Source organism: Nostoc sp. (assembly GCF_036919615.1).
Classification (GTDB): domain Bacteria; phylum Cyanobacteriota; class Cyanobacteriia; order Cyanobacteriales; family Nostocaceae; genus Nostoc.
Genome location: NZ_JBALCN010000062.1, coordinates 1 through 17,850, shown reverse-complemented (window position 1 = coordinate 17,850; position 17,850 = coordinate 1). Strand labels below are relative to the sequence as shown.

Below are 17,850 nucleotides of genomic sequence, written 5' to 3'. Positions count from 1 at the left end.
ACCTTCAGCCAGGAGATTCAAGATGGCAGTAGAACACAAAAATGCAGCCGGGACATTTCCCGATCGCCAACACCTTGAGACAGCCCTGAGTCAACTCAAAGCCGCTAGTTTTCCCATGCACAACGTCTGTGTCGTTGCCCAGCACGGTGACTCAAACGAGGCGACACTGAACCCATCGGAGCCAACGGTACAGTCTGAAGCCCAATTTGCTCGTCACCGCACGATCGAGCGAATTGAGCATGGTGCTTTAGATGCTGGGGGCTGGGGCGGTGTTGTCGGCATTTTAGGAGCTGAACTCGTAACCTTGGCAGTTCCAGGAGTTGGCTCGATTGTCTTAGCCGCAGAAGCCGCTTCTGTGGGACTTGCGACCGGAACCTTTTATGGAGCTGTGGCAGGTGCAATCCTTGGAGGAGCGATCGGCACAAACATCTCAGACAAACAAATAAAGCGCTACCGGGAGCGGTTAGCGCAAGGAGAGTATCTCATCGTGATTAAGGGAACGAACGATGAAATTCACCAGGCAGAAACAGTTCTGAAGACCCAAGGTGTTCAAGATTGGATCATCTTTGACACACTTTAACACTGCACTTATGAACTCATAAAACAAGCCACAAGCTTTTGAAGTCAACAATGCTGAAGGTCGCGCCTATTGGGGGATGGGCATTCTCTGGATTATGCTGGCAACTGCCGAAGATATTAATGGAGCCTATTCCTGTATCGAAGAGCTGATCCGCACGGTCTGGCAGCACCGCCGCACATTCATGAGGCGGCAGATGAAACCTTTTAAATTATCGAAGGTGAAGCCACCTTTTTTGTAGAAGACCAACCGATCCAAGCAACTGCTGGATCATTCGTGTCCATTCCACGGGGCACAAAACATGCGTTTCAAGTCGATTCGGAAATAGTACGACTAATCAACACCTATGTGCCCGCAGGGTTTGAGTACATGATTATAGAGACGACTGAACCTGCAAAGGCACGCACATTACCTCCCGCTTCGATGCCTTCTCCTACTAAAGAACAACCTAATCGAGTCATGGAGCAAATCATTCAAAAGTATCCTGCGGCGAAAACCAACTTCTTGCAAGGTTACGAAAGCTAAGTCGCGCTAACACCGAATCAGCCGAAGCTTGGCTTCAAAAAGCGTAGGCGTAGCCCGTCGTAGACATCGCTCATTTGCAGTACTAGCTATCAACAACAGAACTCTTTATGAACGAGCAAGACAAACGGACAACAAGCAGTCCTCGTCCAGTGCTGATTGTCGGCGCCGGACCAACGGGAATGACAGCAGTGATGGAACTCTCTCGCCTCGGCGTTCCTGTCCGCATTGTGGATAAGCTGCTGTCACCTTCCACTACATCTCGCGCTCTTGCTGTGCAGACACGCACATTGGAACTCTTCGAGCAGCGCGGGCTGATCCAAGAGATGCTGCGAATTGGCAACAAAGGCACTACAGCTACCATCTATGGAGATGGCAAGTGCTTGGGTAAAGTACATCTTGAACAGATCAAGAGCCGTTACAACTTCATCATCCTCATCCCTCAGTCGGAAACAGAACGCATTCTGCGGGAGCAACTGGTTCGCCAGGATGTTGAGATCGAGCGCGGTACAGAAATGATCGCGTTTGCTCAATCAGAGTCGTCCGCTCAGCCTGGACAAGGTAGTGTGAAGGCTGTACTTCGCAACCGCGAAGGGGAACTTGAAGAAATGGAAGCGGCTTATCTAATTAGCGCTGAAGGTTCACACAGCCTGGTTCGCCATACCCTGAATTTGCAATTTCAGGGTAAATCCATCGACCAGAATTATGCCCTAGCAGACCTATATCTCGACGGCGATCTTCCCGACGATGAACTCTCGATATTCACCTCTGCACATGGCTTCATGGCTGTTTTTCCAATGGGCGATCGCCACTTCCGGTTTATGGCTACCGATCCAAATCAGCACGCGAACGACGAGCCGACATTGGAAAAGCTGCAAAAACTCTATGACGAGAACTCGCACATTCCTGCGCGACTGCGAGATCTGACCTGGAGTTCTCAGTTTCGGATCAACAGCCGGATGTTGCACACCCTACGGGAGCGCCGCATCTTCTTTGGCGGTGATGCGGCTCACATTCATAGCCCGGCAGGTGGACAAGGGATGAACACAGGCATTCAGGACATGATCGACCTGAGTTGGAAGCTAGCTATGGTTTGGCACGGTAAAGCGGCTCCAGAGCTGCTGAACACTTACGAGGAAGAGAGACTGCCGATCATCCGTAATATTGTGTCGAGGACAGAAGCCGCCACAGATGCGCTCAACTCTAACAGCATGATTGTGCATCAGCTGATCACGCTTCTCACACCAGTTTTCCTCAACACTCATTTAGTGCAGCAGTTGAGCACTGGAATGCTCAGCGAGGTCGCTGCGAATTATCGGGAAAGCTCACTTTCCCAAACCGATCATATTCATGGCAACCTCCAGGCAGGCGATCGGATGCCAGACATGGATATACTGACGTGGAATCTGGATTCATTGAGTGATATCCAGCCTCGCAAAATGCACCTTTATGAAATCCTCGATCCATCGTGCTTTACTCTGCTGGTAGCAGGGGGTGAAAGTACAACCGACCTCCCTGCTACCTGGAAAGAGCAGCTCGGACCTTGGCATGGGTTTCTGAAACTGCAACGGATCGCGCCTGCCTCTACCCAACCGGAAGCAAAGATGCAATTTGATAGCGCCTTTGGCAGTAGTCAGAGCCTTTTCCTCGTGAGACCAGACTCATATCTCGGCTTTGTTGGCAATCAGAATGCAATACCTGCACTGATAGAATGGCTCGGTCGATGGTTCCCACCAACTGCAAATTGATTGAATCAATATAAATCTGTAAGGAGAATGAAATGGATAGGTTTGCCATCTGGTCACGCATGGAAGTTAAACCGGGCAAGGAACAGAAATTGGAAGAGTTCCTGAAATATGCACAATCCCTGATTGAGCAGGAGCTGGGGACGACCACCTTTTACGCCTTGAAAGTCGGACCGAATACATACAGCACCTTCGATACCTTCGCCGACGAAGCAGCTCGTGATGCCCATGTGAACGGACCTGTTGCGAAGGCACTACTCGCAAGGGTAGATGAACTGTTTACTCAGGCACCAGAGATTATTCAAACGACAATCATCGGGGCAAAGATATCGAACACGTAAACCGCACCGAGATTCGGAGTGCTACGCTCAATCAAACTAACAAGGAAAATCATGACGACAAAATTGACTGTTCTAGTTGCTGGTTCTCCTGAGATGCTGGGGACTAAGATTGTTGCTGCTCTGCTCAGCAAGGGTGTGGTCAAAAGTAGTTGGTAAGTGAGCGATCGCTGAAAATGATATTTAGGACTTACACACATTCTACGAATTATCGGCGCTCTTCTCTACCAGATGCTGCGCGTTGGCGTTCGCGGAGCGTGTCGCAGACAAGCCTCTCCAAGAGTTGGCATCTTCTCTGCAAAACGCTGCGCGTACCCCTACTCTTAAGCAAGCTACACGTAGTATCTCCAAGAGTTGGCGGTTCGATAAATTAAGCGAAGTTAGCAATTTTTGCGTAAGCCCTGTATTAAATAGGTGATTTATACCGTTAAGCCATTCTAATTCTTCATTTATTTATCTCAGACTCTCTCCCACTCCATCAGTTCTTATTGCTCCTTATTGAAAATCAGTTTTGATGCTATTTTTGGTGATTCATAGCTACTTAAATGTCTTTTTTCACTGAATGTGTTTGTTTTTATTCTCACTTGGCTTCTTTCTCTCCGTAATTTCCTTTTGTGACACTTAGGGGTGTGGAATGTGGGTTAAAAACCCTCACTGTGCAAAATCTGCTTACGTTTTGGGGCAAAGAGTAATGTTATGTGCTTACGGGGATGGTACAAAACAACGACTAATTCTGGAGGTTGTACTTGTAGATAAGTTTTGGTTTTACCTTGTCGAATTGGTATCTCTGGCATTAATTAAAACACCGACCATATTTAATCGTTTCTCGTTGATTGGTAAGAAAAGTTTAGTGCGCGTGAATGTCTAAATTTTCGAGATTTAGTTAGGAGTCAAATCAATATGAGTTTAACTTTGAATCAAAATGTTTTAATCGAGTCTCCCTCATTGAGAACTTCTACACTTTCTAACCTTGATGATGCCCGTTCCAGTGATGTTCTAAACAAAGCAAAGGCTCTTGTGTTCGCTTTTGGAATGGGCAAGGTTGGGCAACAGTTGAACAGTTAGCCTGATTTCAAGTCATTAGTTATTGATCATTGATCATTGGTCATTAGCACCAATGACCAATGATCAATAACTAAATCGGTGAGCGGCTATCCCAGACACCCCTTGAAGGGATAGGATTACCGCAGATTTTTTTGACTCTTTTTTGGCCAAAGTTCAAATATTTATGATCATGCTAAAAAATCAGTTTGACTTGGTTTGTGTATCAATTAAATGTACATCAAACGCGGTCTAGGTTCAGGAACGGGGCGCCCTAAATCCTTAGCTGTTTCTATCCATTCCTGCATAACTGATTCTATATTATGCAGGGCTTCTTGATAAGTATCGCCATCAGCAGCACAGCCTGCTAACTCTGGTACTTCAGCAATAAAGGCTTGATCTAATTCACTCCAGTAGAGAATAATTTCATAGCGGAACATCTTTTTTACTTCCTAGCTTATACTTGAGAATCACTGCACGGATTTTTTGAATTTGATAGCTTTTGGCTTTTCCTCTCTTATGTTGCAGGTTCAATATTTCCTCAACATCGGCTTTGATAAAAATCCGATGATCGCCACGAATCCGTTCATCAAAGCCTAGTCTATATAAAAGTTGCCACAGTTGAGCGAAAGGGATGTCTGTATCAGAAGTCCCAGAGAGAATTTTTTCTAAGAGGTTGTCTTGCTGACTCACGTTTTCCTGACTGTCTTAATGTTTCTATAGTCTCATATTTATTTAAAATCAGGGCATATAAGAGCAAATCTATCATTTTGCTCCTGAGTCAGAGCATTCCAGATGACAATGCCTAGTCTAGTGATCAGGGCAAATTGTAGACTTGGATACTACTCTACAGTTTTACTTGATTACAGAAAATCCTCTTTATTTAGATGTTACAGATGCTTTCTTTGAAACAATGTTTTGCAGTGAGTTTAGTGTTGTGACATCAGTTTTGACTATCGTGGAGGTGTATTATTTTTCTTGACGAATGATGCTCATTTACCATTGTTACCGGAAAAGGGAACTGGGGACGCTTGTTGAATCCAGTTTCCGCCAGTGATTAGAAATTCGGGGAAAGGGAAACCAAATTATCCTTGCTGTGGCGAATTCATAAATGGTCTTACCGATCATCCCTGCATTCCTTACCAGAAGCAAGAAATACAGGGTCATTATGTTTACTCAAATTTATATAGTGATATAGACAACTACAGAGGGCAGATTTTTGAGATTGCTCATATCATAGGCTGAGGTATAAATCAATCTCAGTTAATGTTGAATATTGAGTAAGAAATATTACACGAATATGAAGAACCAAATTCTAGCCATAGCTGCCTTTTTAACCACGATTAGTTTGACAACAACCGTAGAAGCTGCAAATTCTGAACATGTTAAACAGTTATTGGCAACCAAACAATGTCAAAACTGCGATTTAAGCAGTGCAGGTTTAGTAATGGCTGACTTATCTGGAGCCAATTTGAGCGGTGCTAATCTCACAGGTGCTAACCTCAGCCGTGCAAACTTGAGCGGCGCAGATTTGCGGGGTGCAAACTTGAGTGGCGCTAGTTTATTTGGTGTTAACCTGAGCGAAGCTAAATTTCGTGGGGCAAATTTGACGGGTGCTGATTTCAGAAATACTTATCTAGCAAATGCAGAACTGACGGGTGCTTACCTGAATGGCGCTAACTTTCAGGGTGCAGTTGGTATACCATCACAAATTGCTTCACCAGAAGAATTTTATGCTTGGGGTGTAGCAGAAGCGCAAAAAGGTAACCAACAGCAAGCAATCAGTTATTTTAATCAAGCGATCGCTATTAAACCAGAATATGCAGGTGCTTTTTTAGCTCGTGGTGTCGCCCGTTACCAAATACTAGATAGACAAGGTGCATTCCAAGATGCCCAAGTTGCTGAAAAATTGTTTACATCTCAAAACAACAGCCCTGGAACGTTAACAGCCCAAGCTTTTATTAAAGAGCTGCAAACACCCGTCAATGATAAGGTAAGCGCTGGTAGACCCAGTTTCGTTGACTTTTTAGGAAGTCTTGGCTCAGTCTTGCTCCAATTCTTACCTTTTTGAGTGCTTTCTTTTTGAGAGGGAGAGTTGAAAGAATAGAGGGATAATAACAAATGACAAATGACAAATAACAAATGACAAATGACTTTATCTAACGAATTATGGGCAGCAAATCAAGATTTAGCCCAAGCTTGCCTAAAGCATCCTTTCGTTCAAGGCATTGGTGATGGTACTCTTGAGCAGGCGAAATTTGCTTACTACGTAGGGCAAGATGCTTTTTTCCTAGAAGCTTTTGCCCGTGCCTATAGTATCGCCGCAGCTAAAGCACCAGACTCGTTAGGTTTCACCACATTTCATAACTTAGCTAGTGAAGCTTTAGAAGAACTGCGGCTGCATAGTGGCTATGCTTCCCAGTGGGGAATCAATTTGGATTCTGTGGAACCAGGAGCCACTACCCGCCGCTATACTGACTTTTTGTTAGCAACTGCTTGGGGTAAAGATGTGGGTTTAATTGCTGCGGCGATGTCTCCGTGTATGCGTTTGTATGCCTTTTTGGGAGAACAGTTAGCTCATAACGGCATTCCTAATCATCAATATGCAGACTGGATTCGTACTTACAGCAGCGCAGACTTTCAACTAATAACACAACAATTAGAAAGTCTGGTAGACAATTATGCTACTACCAATCCTATTGTGCATTCAACCTACCGTTATGCTATGTTTTGTGAGCGCGACTTTTTTCAGGCTGCGTGGATTTTGGAGTAGGGGCACTAGAGGGAAATAACTATCCCTCTTCTAAGAAACAGAAATGTTTCTTTACATCCATTGGGAATGCAATCGCTTTCCTCAGACGCTTTTATCACTTTGGGCGAACCCAATAGCTGAAAGCCTTTCGAGGCTTTATTTTCCACTTGGAAGCTAGAAATTTTAGTTACGTTTACAGCTTAGAAAAGATTGCTATTAGTAATAAGAATGCTATTACTACATTAATTAAATTACTGCCAAAAATTAAAAACATTGATTATTGGGACACCGTTAAGACGTTATGATATATTGGAGTCGGTAATTCCTCTGCAATTGCTGCTCTTACAGAAATACGTTCTACCTGCTAAGATGATAATAATCGAAATTTTTTGACTGGTTTATTGGAAAAAATGACAGAAAATCGATTTTAATAACTAACTAAGTTTTTACTAGAATATTTTAGGCTATTGAATATCATAATATCTAGCATTTTGAGTATTTACCATTTTATGACAACCAGATATTCAAATTTATTGAATATTCCAATCTATCCAAGAAATTCTGGATCGTTTAATATTTCCTCCATCATTTCACCAAAAGAACGATACCTATATATACTAAATGAACTTGAAAAACTGCAATACCAAGCTTCCCACTCATTATCTATGACAATTATTTGAGGATTAAATAAAAATATATAGCCCATATCTTCACTGCAATAAGAACCCCACCCCGCCAAAGCTACGCTTTGTCTCCCCTCCCCGCTTGCGGGGAGGGGTTGAGGGTGGGGTGTTAGGGACTTTTGCAAGAGGTCTACTAGAGAATTTATCTTTTGCTTTTTTACTTTTTACTCCTGGTTTAAATCACCAAAATGATGCCTTCTCTACGAGACCCTATGCAAACACCAACGCAGTCAAATGAAATAGCCTCCAAATGAGCGACAATTTTGGCACACCACTGGACAAAAGGGAGCAAATTGTTGAAAGTCAGCGTCAGAAGTAGTTAATTCAACTAAAGTTTTAGGTGTAACTAGATGCACAATGGTTTTAGGAGTAAGCTGCCACTACTGCTGACATTCTGCTTATTTACTGCCTTTTTGCCTGCCTCTGGTTCAGTTTTATGTCCAGCCGTTGCCTCTGACGAATACTATAAAGTAGCCAGAAATTATGGCAAAGATGGACGTGCAGGAACTGATGGGCGATCGGGTAGAGATGGTCGCAGTGGTGAAAACCAAAATATTTTTGTCAATAGTTCACCCGTTAATCTTGACTTGTCCGGTAAAGATGGTGAAGACGGGGAAGATGGGGAACATGGTGATCAACCTGACTGTGGTTCCCAACGCGGTCGCGTCAGCCACGACATAAATGCACCAAATGGTGGTAATGGTGGTAATGGTGGGAAAGGAGGAGATGGGGGAAATGGTGGTTCCGTGATAGTGTATTACAGCAATTTGGCAGATTTACGGAACATTGGCGTCCGGGCAACTGCTGGCGAAGGCGGACGCGGCGGTCGAGGTGGCAACGGTACGGAGGGTTGTAACTGTCAAAGACGGAGTTGGGAAGTGGAAACGTGTAAGGGAACTCCTGGTAGTCCTGATTATAAGTGTACTGACAAGGTTTATCGATGTACCGATGGTAGCAATGGGCGAAATGGCAGCGATGGTAGCGATGGTAGCCAAGGGCACTTAGGAACTTTGAGTATTATAAATAGCAAGGAACCTTTGGCAGGTGATACTCCAACTGTAAAGCTAGCAATTTCGCAACTGACAAACAAACAGTTCAACCTCTCGAAAAATAAGTGGAATCTTCGCAAAGGGGCAACTTCTCTACTTGCGCCTGGTTCTGCGATCGCCGATGATTACTCTGAGTTTGAACAGCGTCTAGAAGCGGCTTTTCAAATAGTTTGGCAAGAAAGACAACCCATCACCAGCTTTGGCAATCAAGCTGTAACATTAAATTTAACTGATAACAAACAAGTAGAAATTACTTTTCCTGAGGAATTATGGGTTGATGGTAACACTAAAAGTGAGCCTAACTTAACAACATTTACTGTTAACTATGCCATTCCCAAAAAGGATGTCACTCGGTTAGCTGTGGCAGAGTTTGCCAATGCAGGACAAAACCTCAACTTAAAAATAGTCGATTTGGCAGCAAAGTCTGATGCTATTAATACTCAGTTTCGCGTGAAATTCCGTGCACAGGATAGCTTGCAAGGTTTTTCTAGCTACAAAACTGAATATGAAGGGGATATTCCCAACGAACTTGTAACTCGTGACTACAACCGTTTTACTTTAGCTTTGGGCAAGCTCAAAATTCCTGACAAAGCTTTACGCCCTGGTGTCAACGTTGATATTGAAGTCGTAGCAACTCGTTCTTTGGGAATACGTTCTGCAAAGCAAACTATTAGCTGGCAGGGTGCAATCCGCATGCCCAGATAAAATTTAGGAAGATTTTTTCCCATCTGAAACCATTTGTGAGAGGATATAGGCTGCGAAATCTAGTAACTGATCCAGCAAAAAGCCAATGATACCGATGTATAAAATTAACTGGATTATGTAATCGGCATTGCCAGCTTTATAAGCTTCCCAGAGGGTAAAGCCAAGTCCTTTTGGGCCTGTTAACATTTCTATAGCAATAACTATAAACCAGGCTACCCAAATGCTAACTTTCAGGGCATGAAATATATGAAATATAGCTACTCGAAAGTTATTATTCTGTCTCTGAAAATGCCGCATACCTATTGCTGTATTAATGATCATCGTCCAGAGAGTTCCCAGAAAAACTACTATAATAGCAGCCGAATCGCTCTCTTGAAACACTATTAGGGCAATAGGTAGCAAAGCTATAGGAGGGATACTATGTGGTATCTGAAATATCAGCCTAAATAGCTGATAAATCATGCTATTCATGCCTATTAAATATCCAATGAAACTACCCAAGACAGCAGCTGGGATGTAACCCACAAATAACCGTTGCAGGCTAGCTAAAATGTCTAAAAACATATTATTCTCTATGCCTCAGTTCTCATTGAGAATATCTGGGAAATACTGTGGCAACAATACAAAATAGCAAATAGAAAAGTGATTTTAATGGCACTTCCTCTTTGATCACTACAAGATTTCCTAGATTCTCTCCTCCTTGGCGGTTACTCAAAAAAATTAGGTGTTTTTACGATGTGATAGTAGTAGTACAAAGAAGATGTAAAACTTGGCTTTACTAAACTTTATCAGAAAAATAAATTCTGATTAGTAAATTAAATACAATTTCCAGAATTTCCTTAATTGATAATTGTATTTAAGTATAAATATTTAGAAGTTTTAATACTAAATGGCTTCCCGCAGGGTAGAAATAAGAGTTTCAGAGAGTTTTTGCGTAAGTCCTATTGATATTTCTTCAATAAAACAAAGACGCAAAAACAACTATGCGTCTTTGCGTCTCTACGTGAGATTATTTTCTACCTGAATATCAAACCATCTCTGATGATGCTTGCACCATCTGTTGCGGCTGCGGCTGGAACATGAATAACGAGTACACTACATCTCGGCGAATGTTAACCATCATATCCAAGAAGAGTTCGTAACCCTCACTCTTGTACTCAATCAGCGGATCTTTTTGACCATAACCACGCAGCCCCACCGATTCGCGCAAGGCATCCATTTGTTGCAGGTGTTCCCGCCACAGGGTATCAATGCGTTGTAATATAAAAAAGCGTTCAGCTTGGCGCATAAGTCCGGGTTGAACTTGATCAATCTGCGCTTCTTTGAGATCGTAAGCAATTCGCACCTGTTCATGGAGGAAGGCTTTAATCTCAGTAACCGACATATCTTCTAATTGACTAGGTTGCAAATCCGCTAACAGATAGACGAATTCTTTGACTTTCTCAACCAACTTTTCTAACTCCCACTCTTCCGAGGGCAACTCTATGTTGATGTAGTAGTCAACGATGTCATCCATCGTTTTTTCAGCGTACTTGATTACCTGTTCTTTCAAGTCTTGACCTTCTAACACCCGGCGGCGTTCGGCATAAATAGCACGACGTTGATTATTCATCACCTCATCATATTCAAACACCTGCTTACGGATGTCGTAGTAGTAGGTTTCAACTTTTTTCTGTGCGCCTTCCAAGCTGCGGGTAAGCATCCCAGATTCGATGGGCATATCTTCTTCCACTTGGAAAGCATTCATTAACCCAGCAACGCGATCGCCACCAAAAATCCGTAGTAGGTTATCCTCTAAACTTAGGAAGAATCTCGTTGTTCCAGGGTCACCTTGTCTTCCTGCACGTCCGCGCAACTGGTTGTCAATCCGGCGCGATTCGTGGCGTTCTGTACCAATTACGTGCAAACCGCCGATTTCCACTACCTCATTGTGTTCGCGGGTAGTAAATTGTTCGTATTCTTGTTTAATCCGGTTGTATGCTGACCGCAATTTCAGAATCACGGGATCGTCAATAGGAGCTTTTTCTGCGGCTACAGCTACCTTGTCTTCGGCTTCCAGTTCCGGTAAACTGCGATCGCCATACTCACGCACTGCAATTTCTACTGCTTCTTTAAGCAGTTTTTCTGTTTCTTTTGTCAATTGGGTGGGGAAAATTTCTGGCGAAGCCCGCCAAGTTTTGACTTTTTTGCCAGGGACGAAGCCTTGACCACCGCCGTGTCCTGTAGGCAAGCCGGCTGGTCTTTGAACGCTAAAGGTGTCTTCATCTTCTGGCATGACGATCCGGGGCATGAAGTATTCCCGCAGCTTCAGACGCGCCATATATTCGGAGTTACCACCGAGGATGATATCTGTACCTCTACCAGCCATGTTAGTAGCAATAGTAACAGCACCTTTGCGTCCGGCTTGGGCGACGATTTCTGCCTCACGCTCAACGTTTTCCGGTCGGGCGTTGAGTAATTCGTGGGGTATCTCTAGCTGCTTCAGCAGTCGGCTGAGAAGTTCGGATTTTTCCACACTAGTGGTTCCTACTAACACAGGTCTGCCGAGTTCGTGCATTTCGGCACATTCTTTTGCGATCGCACCCCACTTGCCTGGTTCTGTCTTAAAGACCATATCAGACAAATCTTCGCGTCTTCTAGCTTGATTGGTGGGAATTACCGCGACTTCCAGTTTGTAAATTTTTTCAAATTCTGGTTCTTCCGTTTTTGCCGTTCCGGTCATTCCACCGAGTTTTGGATACAGCAAAAACATATTTTGATAAGTAATTGTCGCTAAAGTTTGAGTTTCTGGCTGAATTTCTTCGTGTTCTTTGGCTTCAATAGCCTGGTGTAGTCCATCACTCCAACGCCGTCCGGGTAGCACCCGACCGGTAAATTCATCCACAATTACCACTTCCCCATTGCGGACGATGTAATTTACGTCCTTGAGAAAAAGTTCTTTGGCTTTAATCGCATTGAAAACAAAGTGCGCCCAAGGATCTTCTGGGTCAAATAAATCTGTGACTCCCAAAAGATTTTCAGCTTCAGCAAAGCCTTCATCTGTCAATAGCACGTTACGAGCTTTTTCATCCACATCGTAATGCTCGTCTTTCTTGAGTGTGAATGCAATTTCAGCAGCTTGCAGATACTTTTCTGTAGGTCTTTCCACCTGCCCAGAAATAATCAGTGGTGTCCGCGCCTCATCAATTAAAATCGAGTCTACCTCGTCAATCACGCAATAATTGAACGGGCGTTGCACCACATCTGCCATTGATGTCGCCATGTTATCCCGCAAGTAGTCAAACCCAACCTCGCTGTTGGTAACATAGGTAATATCGCAGTCATAATTTTTCTGGCGTTCGCTGGGAGTCATGCTTGCCTGGATTAATCCCACACTCAGCCCCAAAAATCGATGCACCTGTCCCATCCATTCCGCATCCCGACGAGCCAGGTAATCGTTCACGGTGATCACGTGTACACCTTTACCAGTGAGGGCATTCAAATAACTCGGCAAGGTGGCTACCAGTGTTTTACCCTCGCCGGTTTTCATTTCGGCAATTTGCCCTATGTGCAAAATGATCCCGCCAAGGAGTTGGACATCAAAGTGCCGCAAGCCTAAGACTCGCCGTGCTGCTTCCCGGACAACAGCGTAAGCTTCTGGCAAGATGTCATCCAGAGTTTCGCCTTTGGCAAGCCGTTGTTTAAATTCAGCGGTTTTACTTTTTAACTCCTCATCGGAAAAAACCTTAATTTCTTCCTCTAAAAGGTTAATTTCAGTAACAGAAGGTTGGTATTTTTTAAGCTTACGAGCGTTGGGGTCGCCCAACAAAAGTTTTAGCATGGCAGATTATAGAACTCAATCAAGGGGGATGGGGATTAAAGGTTCGGTATTGATTATAAACATTTAACCCAACCCAACCGGCTTGGTCGTGGATGGGTGTGAAATGAGAATTAACTCAAAAACAGGAAAAAAATTAGCCAATCAGTTACTAAATGATTGGTTTTAACTTTTATCTTATATTTAGTCTTTCTTCATAGTATCATTTTGCCCCTAGATGGGGCCAGAGAGGGAGTGGGGGAATAGAGTCAGGAGTTATGAGTTATGAGTTATGAATTTTTCAACTTTTAACTCCTCACTTTTAATTCCTCACTTCCATTCTGCTGTCAGGCGGCGGAAATTGTAATCACTAGCACTGGGATGACAGCTGACACAGCTGCCAATCTGGACGGGACGTGGTAACTTAACTCCTGGATGCAAAGCTTTGAAATAACGCGAGTCGTTGATGCGATAGGGTGTTTCTTCGTCGTCTAACTGGACACGGGAGAAAGTCAAAAGATATTTCCACACTAAAATACGCGGCGGATCGACTAAAGGCTTTAGTTGTGCGCCGTAATGCTGCGAGTCTTGCAGGAGATTTTTCCAAGTTTGGGTGGGCAAAACGGCTGGTGGTAAGCCGATGTGGCATGTGGAGCAGTTTTCTAAATACAGTTCTTGCCCCAGTTGGTACTGTGCAGGCACTACATCAACAGTGCCAATTTCAGCAGTAGGAGTAGCACTTTGGGCGTTAGTTGCTAAGGCTAGAAGCCAGCCCATAGCTAGGCTCCATGTTACAATCACCAGAAGTAAACCGAAAAATTGGCGTTTGAATTGGCGTTTTGCGCTTTGCTGTAGCGCTTGGCGATCGCTGTAAGGCGATCGCTTTTCGCCATCGCGGGTTTTGCGCTTAACAAAAATTGACATTCCTCACATTCCCAGAAATTTAGAAGTGGCGCTTGTGCTAATCATAGGACTTACGCAGTCTTGCCAGTGTTTGGTGATTTTGCGTAAGTATTTTCGGTGATGTGGCGATGCCTATTGGCAAGCGGTTCTGCGTCTATGCATCTCTTACATTAATACACAGTGGCGCACCACTGACTGTGCAAGAGACATCCCTTGATAGTTTTAACCTGACTGACTAAAAAAATCAGCCACAATATTTAAGATTTCGTTTGTACTAATATCTTCTCGGTCAGACTTGGAATAAATCGTTAGTAACAAAATATTTTTAGGTGACTCGACTTGATAAATCAATCGGTATCCAGCACTCTTACCTTTTTGGATACTACTGTTGCGAACTCTCACCTTGTAAATAATATAATCCTCACCAATGCCCCCAATGCGTAGGTGTAGCCCGCCGTAGGCATCGCCGACAATATTTCTTTGTTGTAATTGCTCGATAATCGATTCAACATCAGAGCGAATATTGCGAAATCCCTTTGAAAGTCTGTAAAGTTCTTGTTCAAACTCATCGGAGAATCGAATTGAAAGCGCATCATCACTCTGGATCAATCCTGTTCCATAGCTCACTAATTGGTCTAGTCTGACCCATTTTTGCTTGCAGTAAGGCTCTCCTCAAGCTGGCTTTAATCTCCTCAACAGGTGTATCATCCGGGTCATCCTCTTCTACTTCTGCTTGCTCTGGAACCAACACAATCACGCGAACCTAATGAGGATAAGTCATTTCCTGAATTGGCTCATCTAGAACCAGATTTCCCTGAGGATCAATCCTGCCAGTAACTTCGATCGCTTTCATCTGTTGTTCATCTTATGTTGTAAGAGATCCTAACATCTGAAATCCAAGCAGGATACGGAAATTTAATTTTAACCAGTCCAGCGATGTCTACGACTGGCGTAGATGCAGCACCAATGACGATGGAGATGTACAGAGCAATCGCTCTTTGCGTATGAATCCGTGTAACTCTATCCTGGTAAGCATTTATAATTTGCGTATAGGTCTATTAGCCCAGAAATTAACTTCTGGGCTAAATGTGGGGATTAGCTAGATTTTAGGGTTTTAATCAGTCCAACGATCGCACCAATGACGATAGAGATGCTGAGTGCGATCGCAAATGGGCTAGAAGGTTGTTGCAGCAATACAGGTGTAATATCAACTTGGTATGGTGCATGACCAGCATCAACCACTTGGATAGCTTTTTGCGGCTTTACATCAAGTTTTTCTACTCCTTTTTTTAGTTGCAGGGTGGGGTTCTGTAGCTTTTGATTTACTATTGTCATTGTCGTAACTCCGTTTCACGTGCTTATAAGACAAAGTTACGTTGAGTGATAAGTGAGGCGCTGGACATTTAGGGACAAGACAGGGACAGAGATTAATTGACCTTTTCTGACCCTCAAAAAATCAAGCAATCTCTATAAACTAGAAATATCCTCATCTGCAAAAATATATTAACTATGAGGGAAATACGGAACCGCAATAGTGTTCAAGTCAATGAAGAGGGAAAAGAGAAACTTTTAAATGCGAAGGCTACAAAACGTAACCATGAAGGCAAGCGTTTAACTTATTTGGAAATTGCGGGATATGCCAATGTGAGTGAGAAGACGGTTAAGCGTTTTTTCAGTGAACAAGAAATTGATTGGGAAAACGCTAGTCTCATCGCCACAGCCTTAGATTTAGAACTAACAGACTTAATTGATGCAAAACCAACGACTCCGCCACATGAAACCGCAGCTTCTCCCATTGATTGGCGCGAAGTCTGTAAGACGATGCTGGAACCGCAGCGGCGGACAACCAGCAATTTCATCATGCAAGATGAATCTGCCAGAAAAGATAAAGAACAAATTTATGTTCCTCTGGCACTGGTACAACGCACAAAAACAGATAAACGCGACAAGGGTAATTTTTCTCCAGATGCGGGAACACGGCTTTATGAACCGCAGTATGAAACGCAGCAGCGATTTGAGCATGAAGCTTTCTTAAGTCAAATTATAGAACATGGCGAAGGTAAAACCAAAGGTCAGCAAATAGCTGTGATTGGAGAACCGGGTGCAGGAAAAACAACACTCCTGCAAACTATAGCTTTTTGGGTGTTAGAGAAAAACTTAGGTTTACCAGTCTGGATTTCTCTGGCAGACTTAGGGCGAAATGGTATTTTGACAGATATTCAAACATATATATGTAATAGTTGGCTTGAGCAAGCAATTCCTGCAACACAATTAACTCAGGAAGTGCGGGAAGACTTTACAAACCAAATTCAGCAGAGACGAGTGTGGCTGCTATTAGATGGCGTAGATGAAATGTCTGAAGCGTCTCACCAGCCATTAGAGGAAATTTCCCGTCAGTTGAATGGATGGCTACATTCATCACGAGTAGTGTTAACTTGTCGGCTGAATGTTTGGCAAGCGGATGTCAACGCCCTAGAAACCTTTGAGACCTATCGCCTACTGGACTTTGACTATCCCCAACAGGTGCATCAGTTTATTGATAACTGGTTTGGAAACCTAAGTGAAAAAGGAAAACGGTTAAAGACAGAATTAGACTCTGCCGAACGGCTACGGTTGCGTGACTTGGTGCAAACTCCCCTGCAGTTGGCGTTGTTGTGTGGTATTTCGCAGACTGAGGAGGGGAATTTACCAGAGACAAAAGCGGGATTGTATCATCAATGTGTGCAGCAGTTCTACAGATGGAAACAAAACCGTTTCTGCACCAGTAAAAAAGACCAACATGACTTAAACCAGGCTTTGGGACGTTTAGCCTTGCGGGATATCAACGAAGGTAGTTCACGATTTCGCTTACTGGAAAGTTTTATCAGTGAAGAACTAGGCTATCCAGATGATGAGACTTCGCTGTTTTACAAAGCTTGGCAACTGGGCTGGCTAAATCATGTAGGGATTGCGGCTGAATCTTCTAGCAAAGAAAAGGTTTATGCCTTCTACCATGCCACCTTTGAAGAATATTTCGCCGCGTTAGCTGTTGACGATTGGCACTATTTTCTAAAGCACGTTCCTGAAAACCCAGAACAAGGAATATATCGCATATTTGAACCGCAGTGGAAAGAGGTAATTTTGTTGTGGTTCGGGCGAGAAGATGTAAAAGAGCAACAAAAGAAAGATTTTATCAAAGCGTTAGTAGAATTTGAGGATGGCTGCAACAGTCAGAGTCAAATTCCTGACTGGAAAGGATTTTATGAATATCGAGCCTATTTTATAGCGGCAGCCGGTATCGCCGAGTTTAAAGATTGTGATTTAGCAGATACGATCGCAAAGCAAATTGTCAGATGGGGCTTTGGTTATTTCAACATTGAAAAACAGAAGTGGCAGAGATTTGACGGAGGGATAGAAGGAAAGGCTAAAGCTGTACTGGCAGAAACGGATCGCAAAAAAGCAATCGCGGCATTAGAGGAGTTAATTCGTGATTTTCAATCTGAAGAAACCCGTTGGCAAGCGGTATCAATTTTAGGGGAAATAGCTGAAGATAATCCCACTGCGATCGCGGCATTAGTGGAGTTAATTCGGGATTCTCAAGATGAATTTACCCGTAGGCAAGCGGCATCAAGTTTAGGGAAAATAGCTAAAGATAATCCCACTGTGATCGCGGCATTAGTGGAGTTAATTCGGGATTCTCAAGATGAATTTACCCGTAGGCAAGCGGCATCAAGTTTAGGGAAAATAGCTGAAGATAATC

At 43.5% G+C, this 17,850-nt stretch carries 17 protein-coding genes and 2 pseudogenes; 11 read left to right on the top strand and 8 right to left on the bottom strand.

Features of this window, described 5'->3' with window-relative positions; all coding sequences use genetic code 11:
* Positions 1 to 22: 22 nt before the first annotated feature.
* The 7 genes and pseudogenes from V7K48_RS18440 (at position 23) to V7K48_RS18410 (ending at position 4,247) form a co-directional block, all read left to right on the top strand.
* Positions 23 to 580: a hypothetical protein gene (locus V7K48_RS18440; RefSeq protein WP_335074690.1), complete on the top strand. Its 558-nt coding sequence runs from the start codon at positions 23 to 25 to the stop codon at positions 578 to 580.
* Positions 581 to 787: 207 nt separating this feature from the next.
* Positions 788 to 1,102, top strand: a complete 315-nt coding sequence (locus tag V7K48_RS18435; protein WP_335074733.1) for a hypothetical protein — start codon at positions 788 to 790, stop codon at positions 1,100 to 1,102.
* Positions 1,103 to 1,209: 107 nt separating this feature from the next.
* Positions 1,210 to 2,847 (top strand): FAD-dependent monooxygenase, encoded by a 1,638-nt coding sequence (locus tag V7K48_RS18430; RefSeq protein WP_335074689.1) that lies wholly within the window; start codon positions 1,210 to 1,212, stop codon positions 2,845 to 2,847.
* Between the two features lie 32 nt (positions 2,848 to 2,879).
* Complete coding sequence (locus V7K48_RS18425; RefSeq protein WP_335074688.1) at positions 2,880 to 3,185, top strand: putative quinol monooxygenase; 306 nt, start codon at positions 2,880 to 2,882, stop codon at positions 3,183 to 3,185.
* 444 nt (positions 3,186 to 3,629) lie between these two features.
* Positions 3,630 to 3,800, top strand: a pseudogene (locus V7K48_RS18420) (C4-dicarboxylate ABC transporter).
* Positions 3,801 to 3,816: 16 nt separating this feature from the next.
* Complete coding sequence (locus V7K48_RS18415) at positions 3,817 to 4,050, top strand: DUF1392 family protein (RefSeq protein ID WP_335074687.1); 234 nt, start codon at positions 3,817 to 3,819, stop codon at positions 4,048 to 4,050.
* 32 nt (positions 4,051 to 4,082) lie between these two features.
* Entirely contained in the window at positions 4,083 to 4,247 is a 165-nt protein-coding gene (locus V7K48_RS18410) for a hypothetical protein (RefSeq protein WP_335074686.1), read from the top strand.
* Between the two features lie 206 nt (positions 4,248 to 4,453).
* On the opposite strand, the gene V7K48_RS18405 is transcribed toward V7K48_RS18410, so the two are convergent.
* Both V7K48_RS18405 and V7K48_RS18400 read right to left on the bottom strand, forming a co-directional pair.
* A complete protein-coding gene (locus V7K48_RS18405) occupies positions 4,454 to 4,663 on the bottom strand; it encodes a type II toxin-antitoxin system HicB family antitoxin (RefSeq protein ID WP_335074685.1) in 210 nt (69 codons plus the stop codon).
* On the bottom strand, positions 4,650 to 4,916 hold the full coding sequence (locus V7K48_RS18400; RefSeq protein WP_335074684.1) for a type II toxin-antitoxin system HicA family toxin: 267 nt from the start codon (positions 4,914 to 4,916) through the stop codon (positions 4,650 to 4,652). Before V7K48_RS18400 ends, V7K48_RS18405 begins: the two co-directional genes overlap by 14 nt.
* A 607-nt stretch (positions 4,917 to 5,523) precedes the next feature.
* Here V7K48_RS18400 and V7K48_RS18395 point away from each other — a divergent pair.
* The 3 genes from V7K48_RS18395 (at position 5,524) to V7K48_RS18385 (ending at position 9,412) form a co-directional block, all read left to right on the top strand.
* Positions 5,524 to 6,294 carry a pentapeptide repeat-containing protein gene (locus V7K48_RS18395; RefSeq protein WP_335074683.1) on the top strand — a complete coding sequence of 257 codons (771 nt, stop codon included), beginning with the start codon at positions 5,524 to 5,526 and terminating at the stop codon, positions 6,292 to 6,294.
* 78 nt (positions 6,295 to 6,372) lie between these two features.
* A complete protein-coding gene (locus V7K48_RS18390) occupies positions 6,373 to 6,996 on the top strand; it encodes a TenA family protein (protein ID WP_335074682.1) in 624 nt (207 codons plus the stop codon).
* Between the two features lie 1,012 nt (positions 6,997 to 8,008).
* Positions 8,009 to 9,412 carry a collagen-like protein gene (locus V7K48_RS18385; protein WP_335074681.1) on the top strand — a complete coding sequence of 468 codons (1,404 nt, stop codon included), beginning with the start codon at positions 8,009 to 8,011 and terminating at the stop codon, positions 9,410 to 9,412.
* 3 nt (positions 9,413 to 9,415) lie between these two features.
* Here V7K48_RS18385 and V7K48_RS18380 read toward each other — a convergent pair whose 3' ends face one another.
* From V7K48_RS18380 to V7K48_RS18355, 6 genes and pseudogenes are all read right to left on the bottom strand, one after another.
* Positions 9,416 to 9,976, bottom strand: coding sequence for a nitrate transporter (locus V7K48_RS18380; RefSeq protein WP_442949448.1), 561 nt, complete (start codon positions 9,974 to 9,976; stop codon positions 9,416 to 9,418).
* 463 nt (positions 9,977 to 10,439) lie between these two features.
* Positions 10,440 to 13,232, bottom strand: coding sequence for a preprotein translocase subunit SecA (gene secA / locus V7K48_RS18375; protein WP_335074680.1), 2,793 nt, complete (start codon positions 13,230 to 13,232; stop codon positions 10,440 to 10,442).
* Positions 13,233 to 13,538: 306 nt separating this feature from the next.
* On the bottom strand, positions 13,539 to 14,132 hold the full coding sequence (locus tag V7K48_RS18370) for a cytochrome C (RefSeq protein ID WP_335074679.1): 594 nt from the start codon (positions 14,130 to 14,132) through the stop codon (positions 13,539 to 13,541).
* Between the two features lie 201 nt (positions 14,133 to 14,333).
* Positions 14,334 to 14,717, bottom strand: coding sequence for a type II toxin-antitoxin system RelE/ParE family toxin (locus V7K48_RS18365; protein WP_335074731.1), 384 nt, complete (start codon positions 14,715 to 14,717; stop codon positions 14,334 to 14,336).
* Positions 14,707 to 14,964, bottom strand: a pseudogene (locus V7K48_RS18360) (type II toxin-antitoxin system RelN family antitoxin). The gene V7K48_RS18365 and the pseudogene V7K48_RS18360 overlap by 11 nt, the downstream one beginning before the upstream one ends.
* Positions 14,965 to 15,206: 242 nt before the next feature.
* On the bottom strand, positions 15,207 to 15,446 hold the full coding sequence (locus tag V7K48_RS18355) for a hypothetical protein (protein WP_335074678.1): 240 nt from the start codon (positions 15,444 to 15,446) through the stop codon (positions 15,207 to 15,209).
* Between the two features lie 174 nt (positions 15,447 to 15,620).
* Between V7K48_RS18355 and V7K48_RS18350 the strand changes: the two genes are divergently transcribed.
* Positions 15,621 to 17,850 (top strand): NACHT domain-containing protein (locus tag V7K48_RS18350; protein ID WP_335074677.1); only part of this gene is annotated, 2,230 nt, incomplete at its 3' end.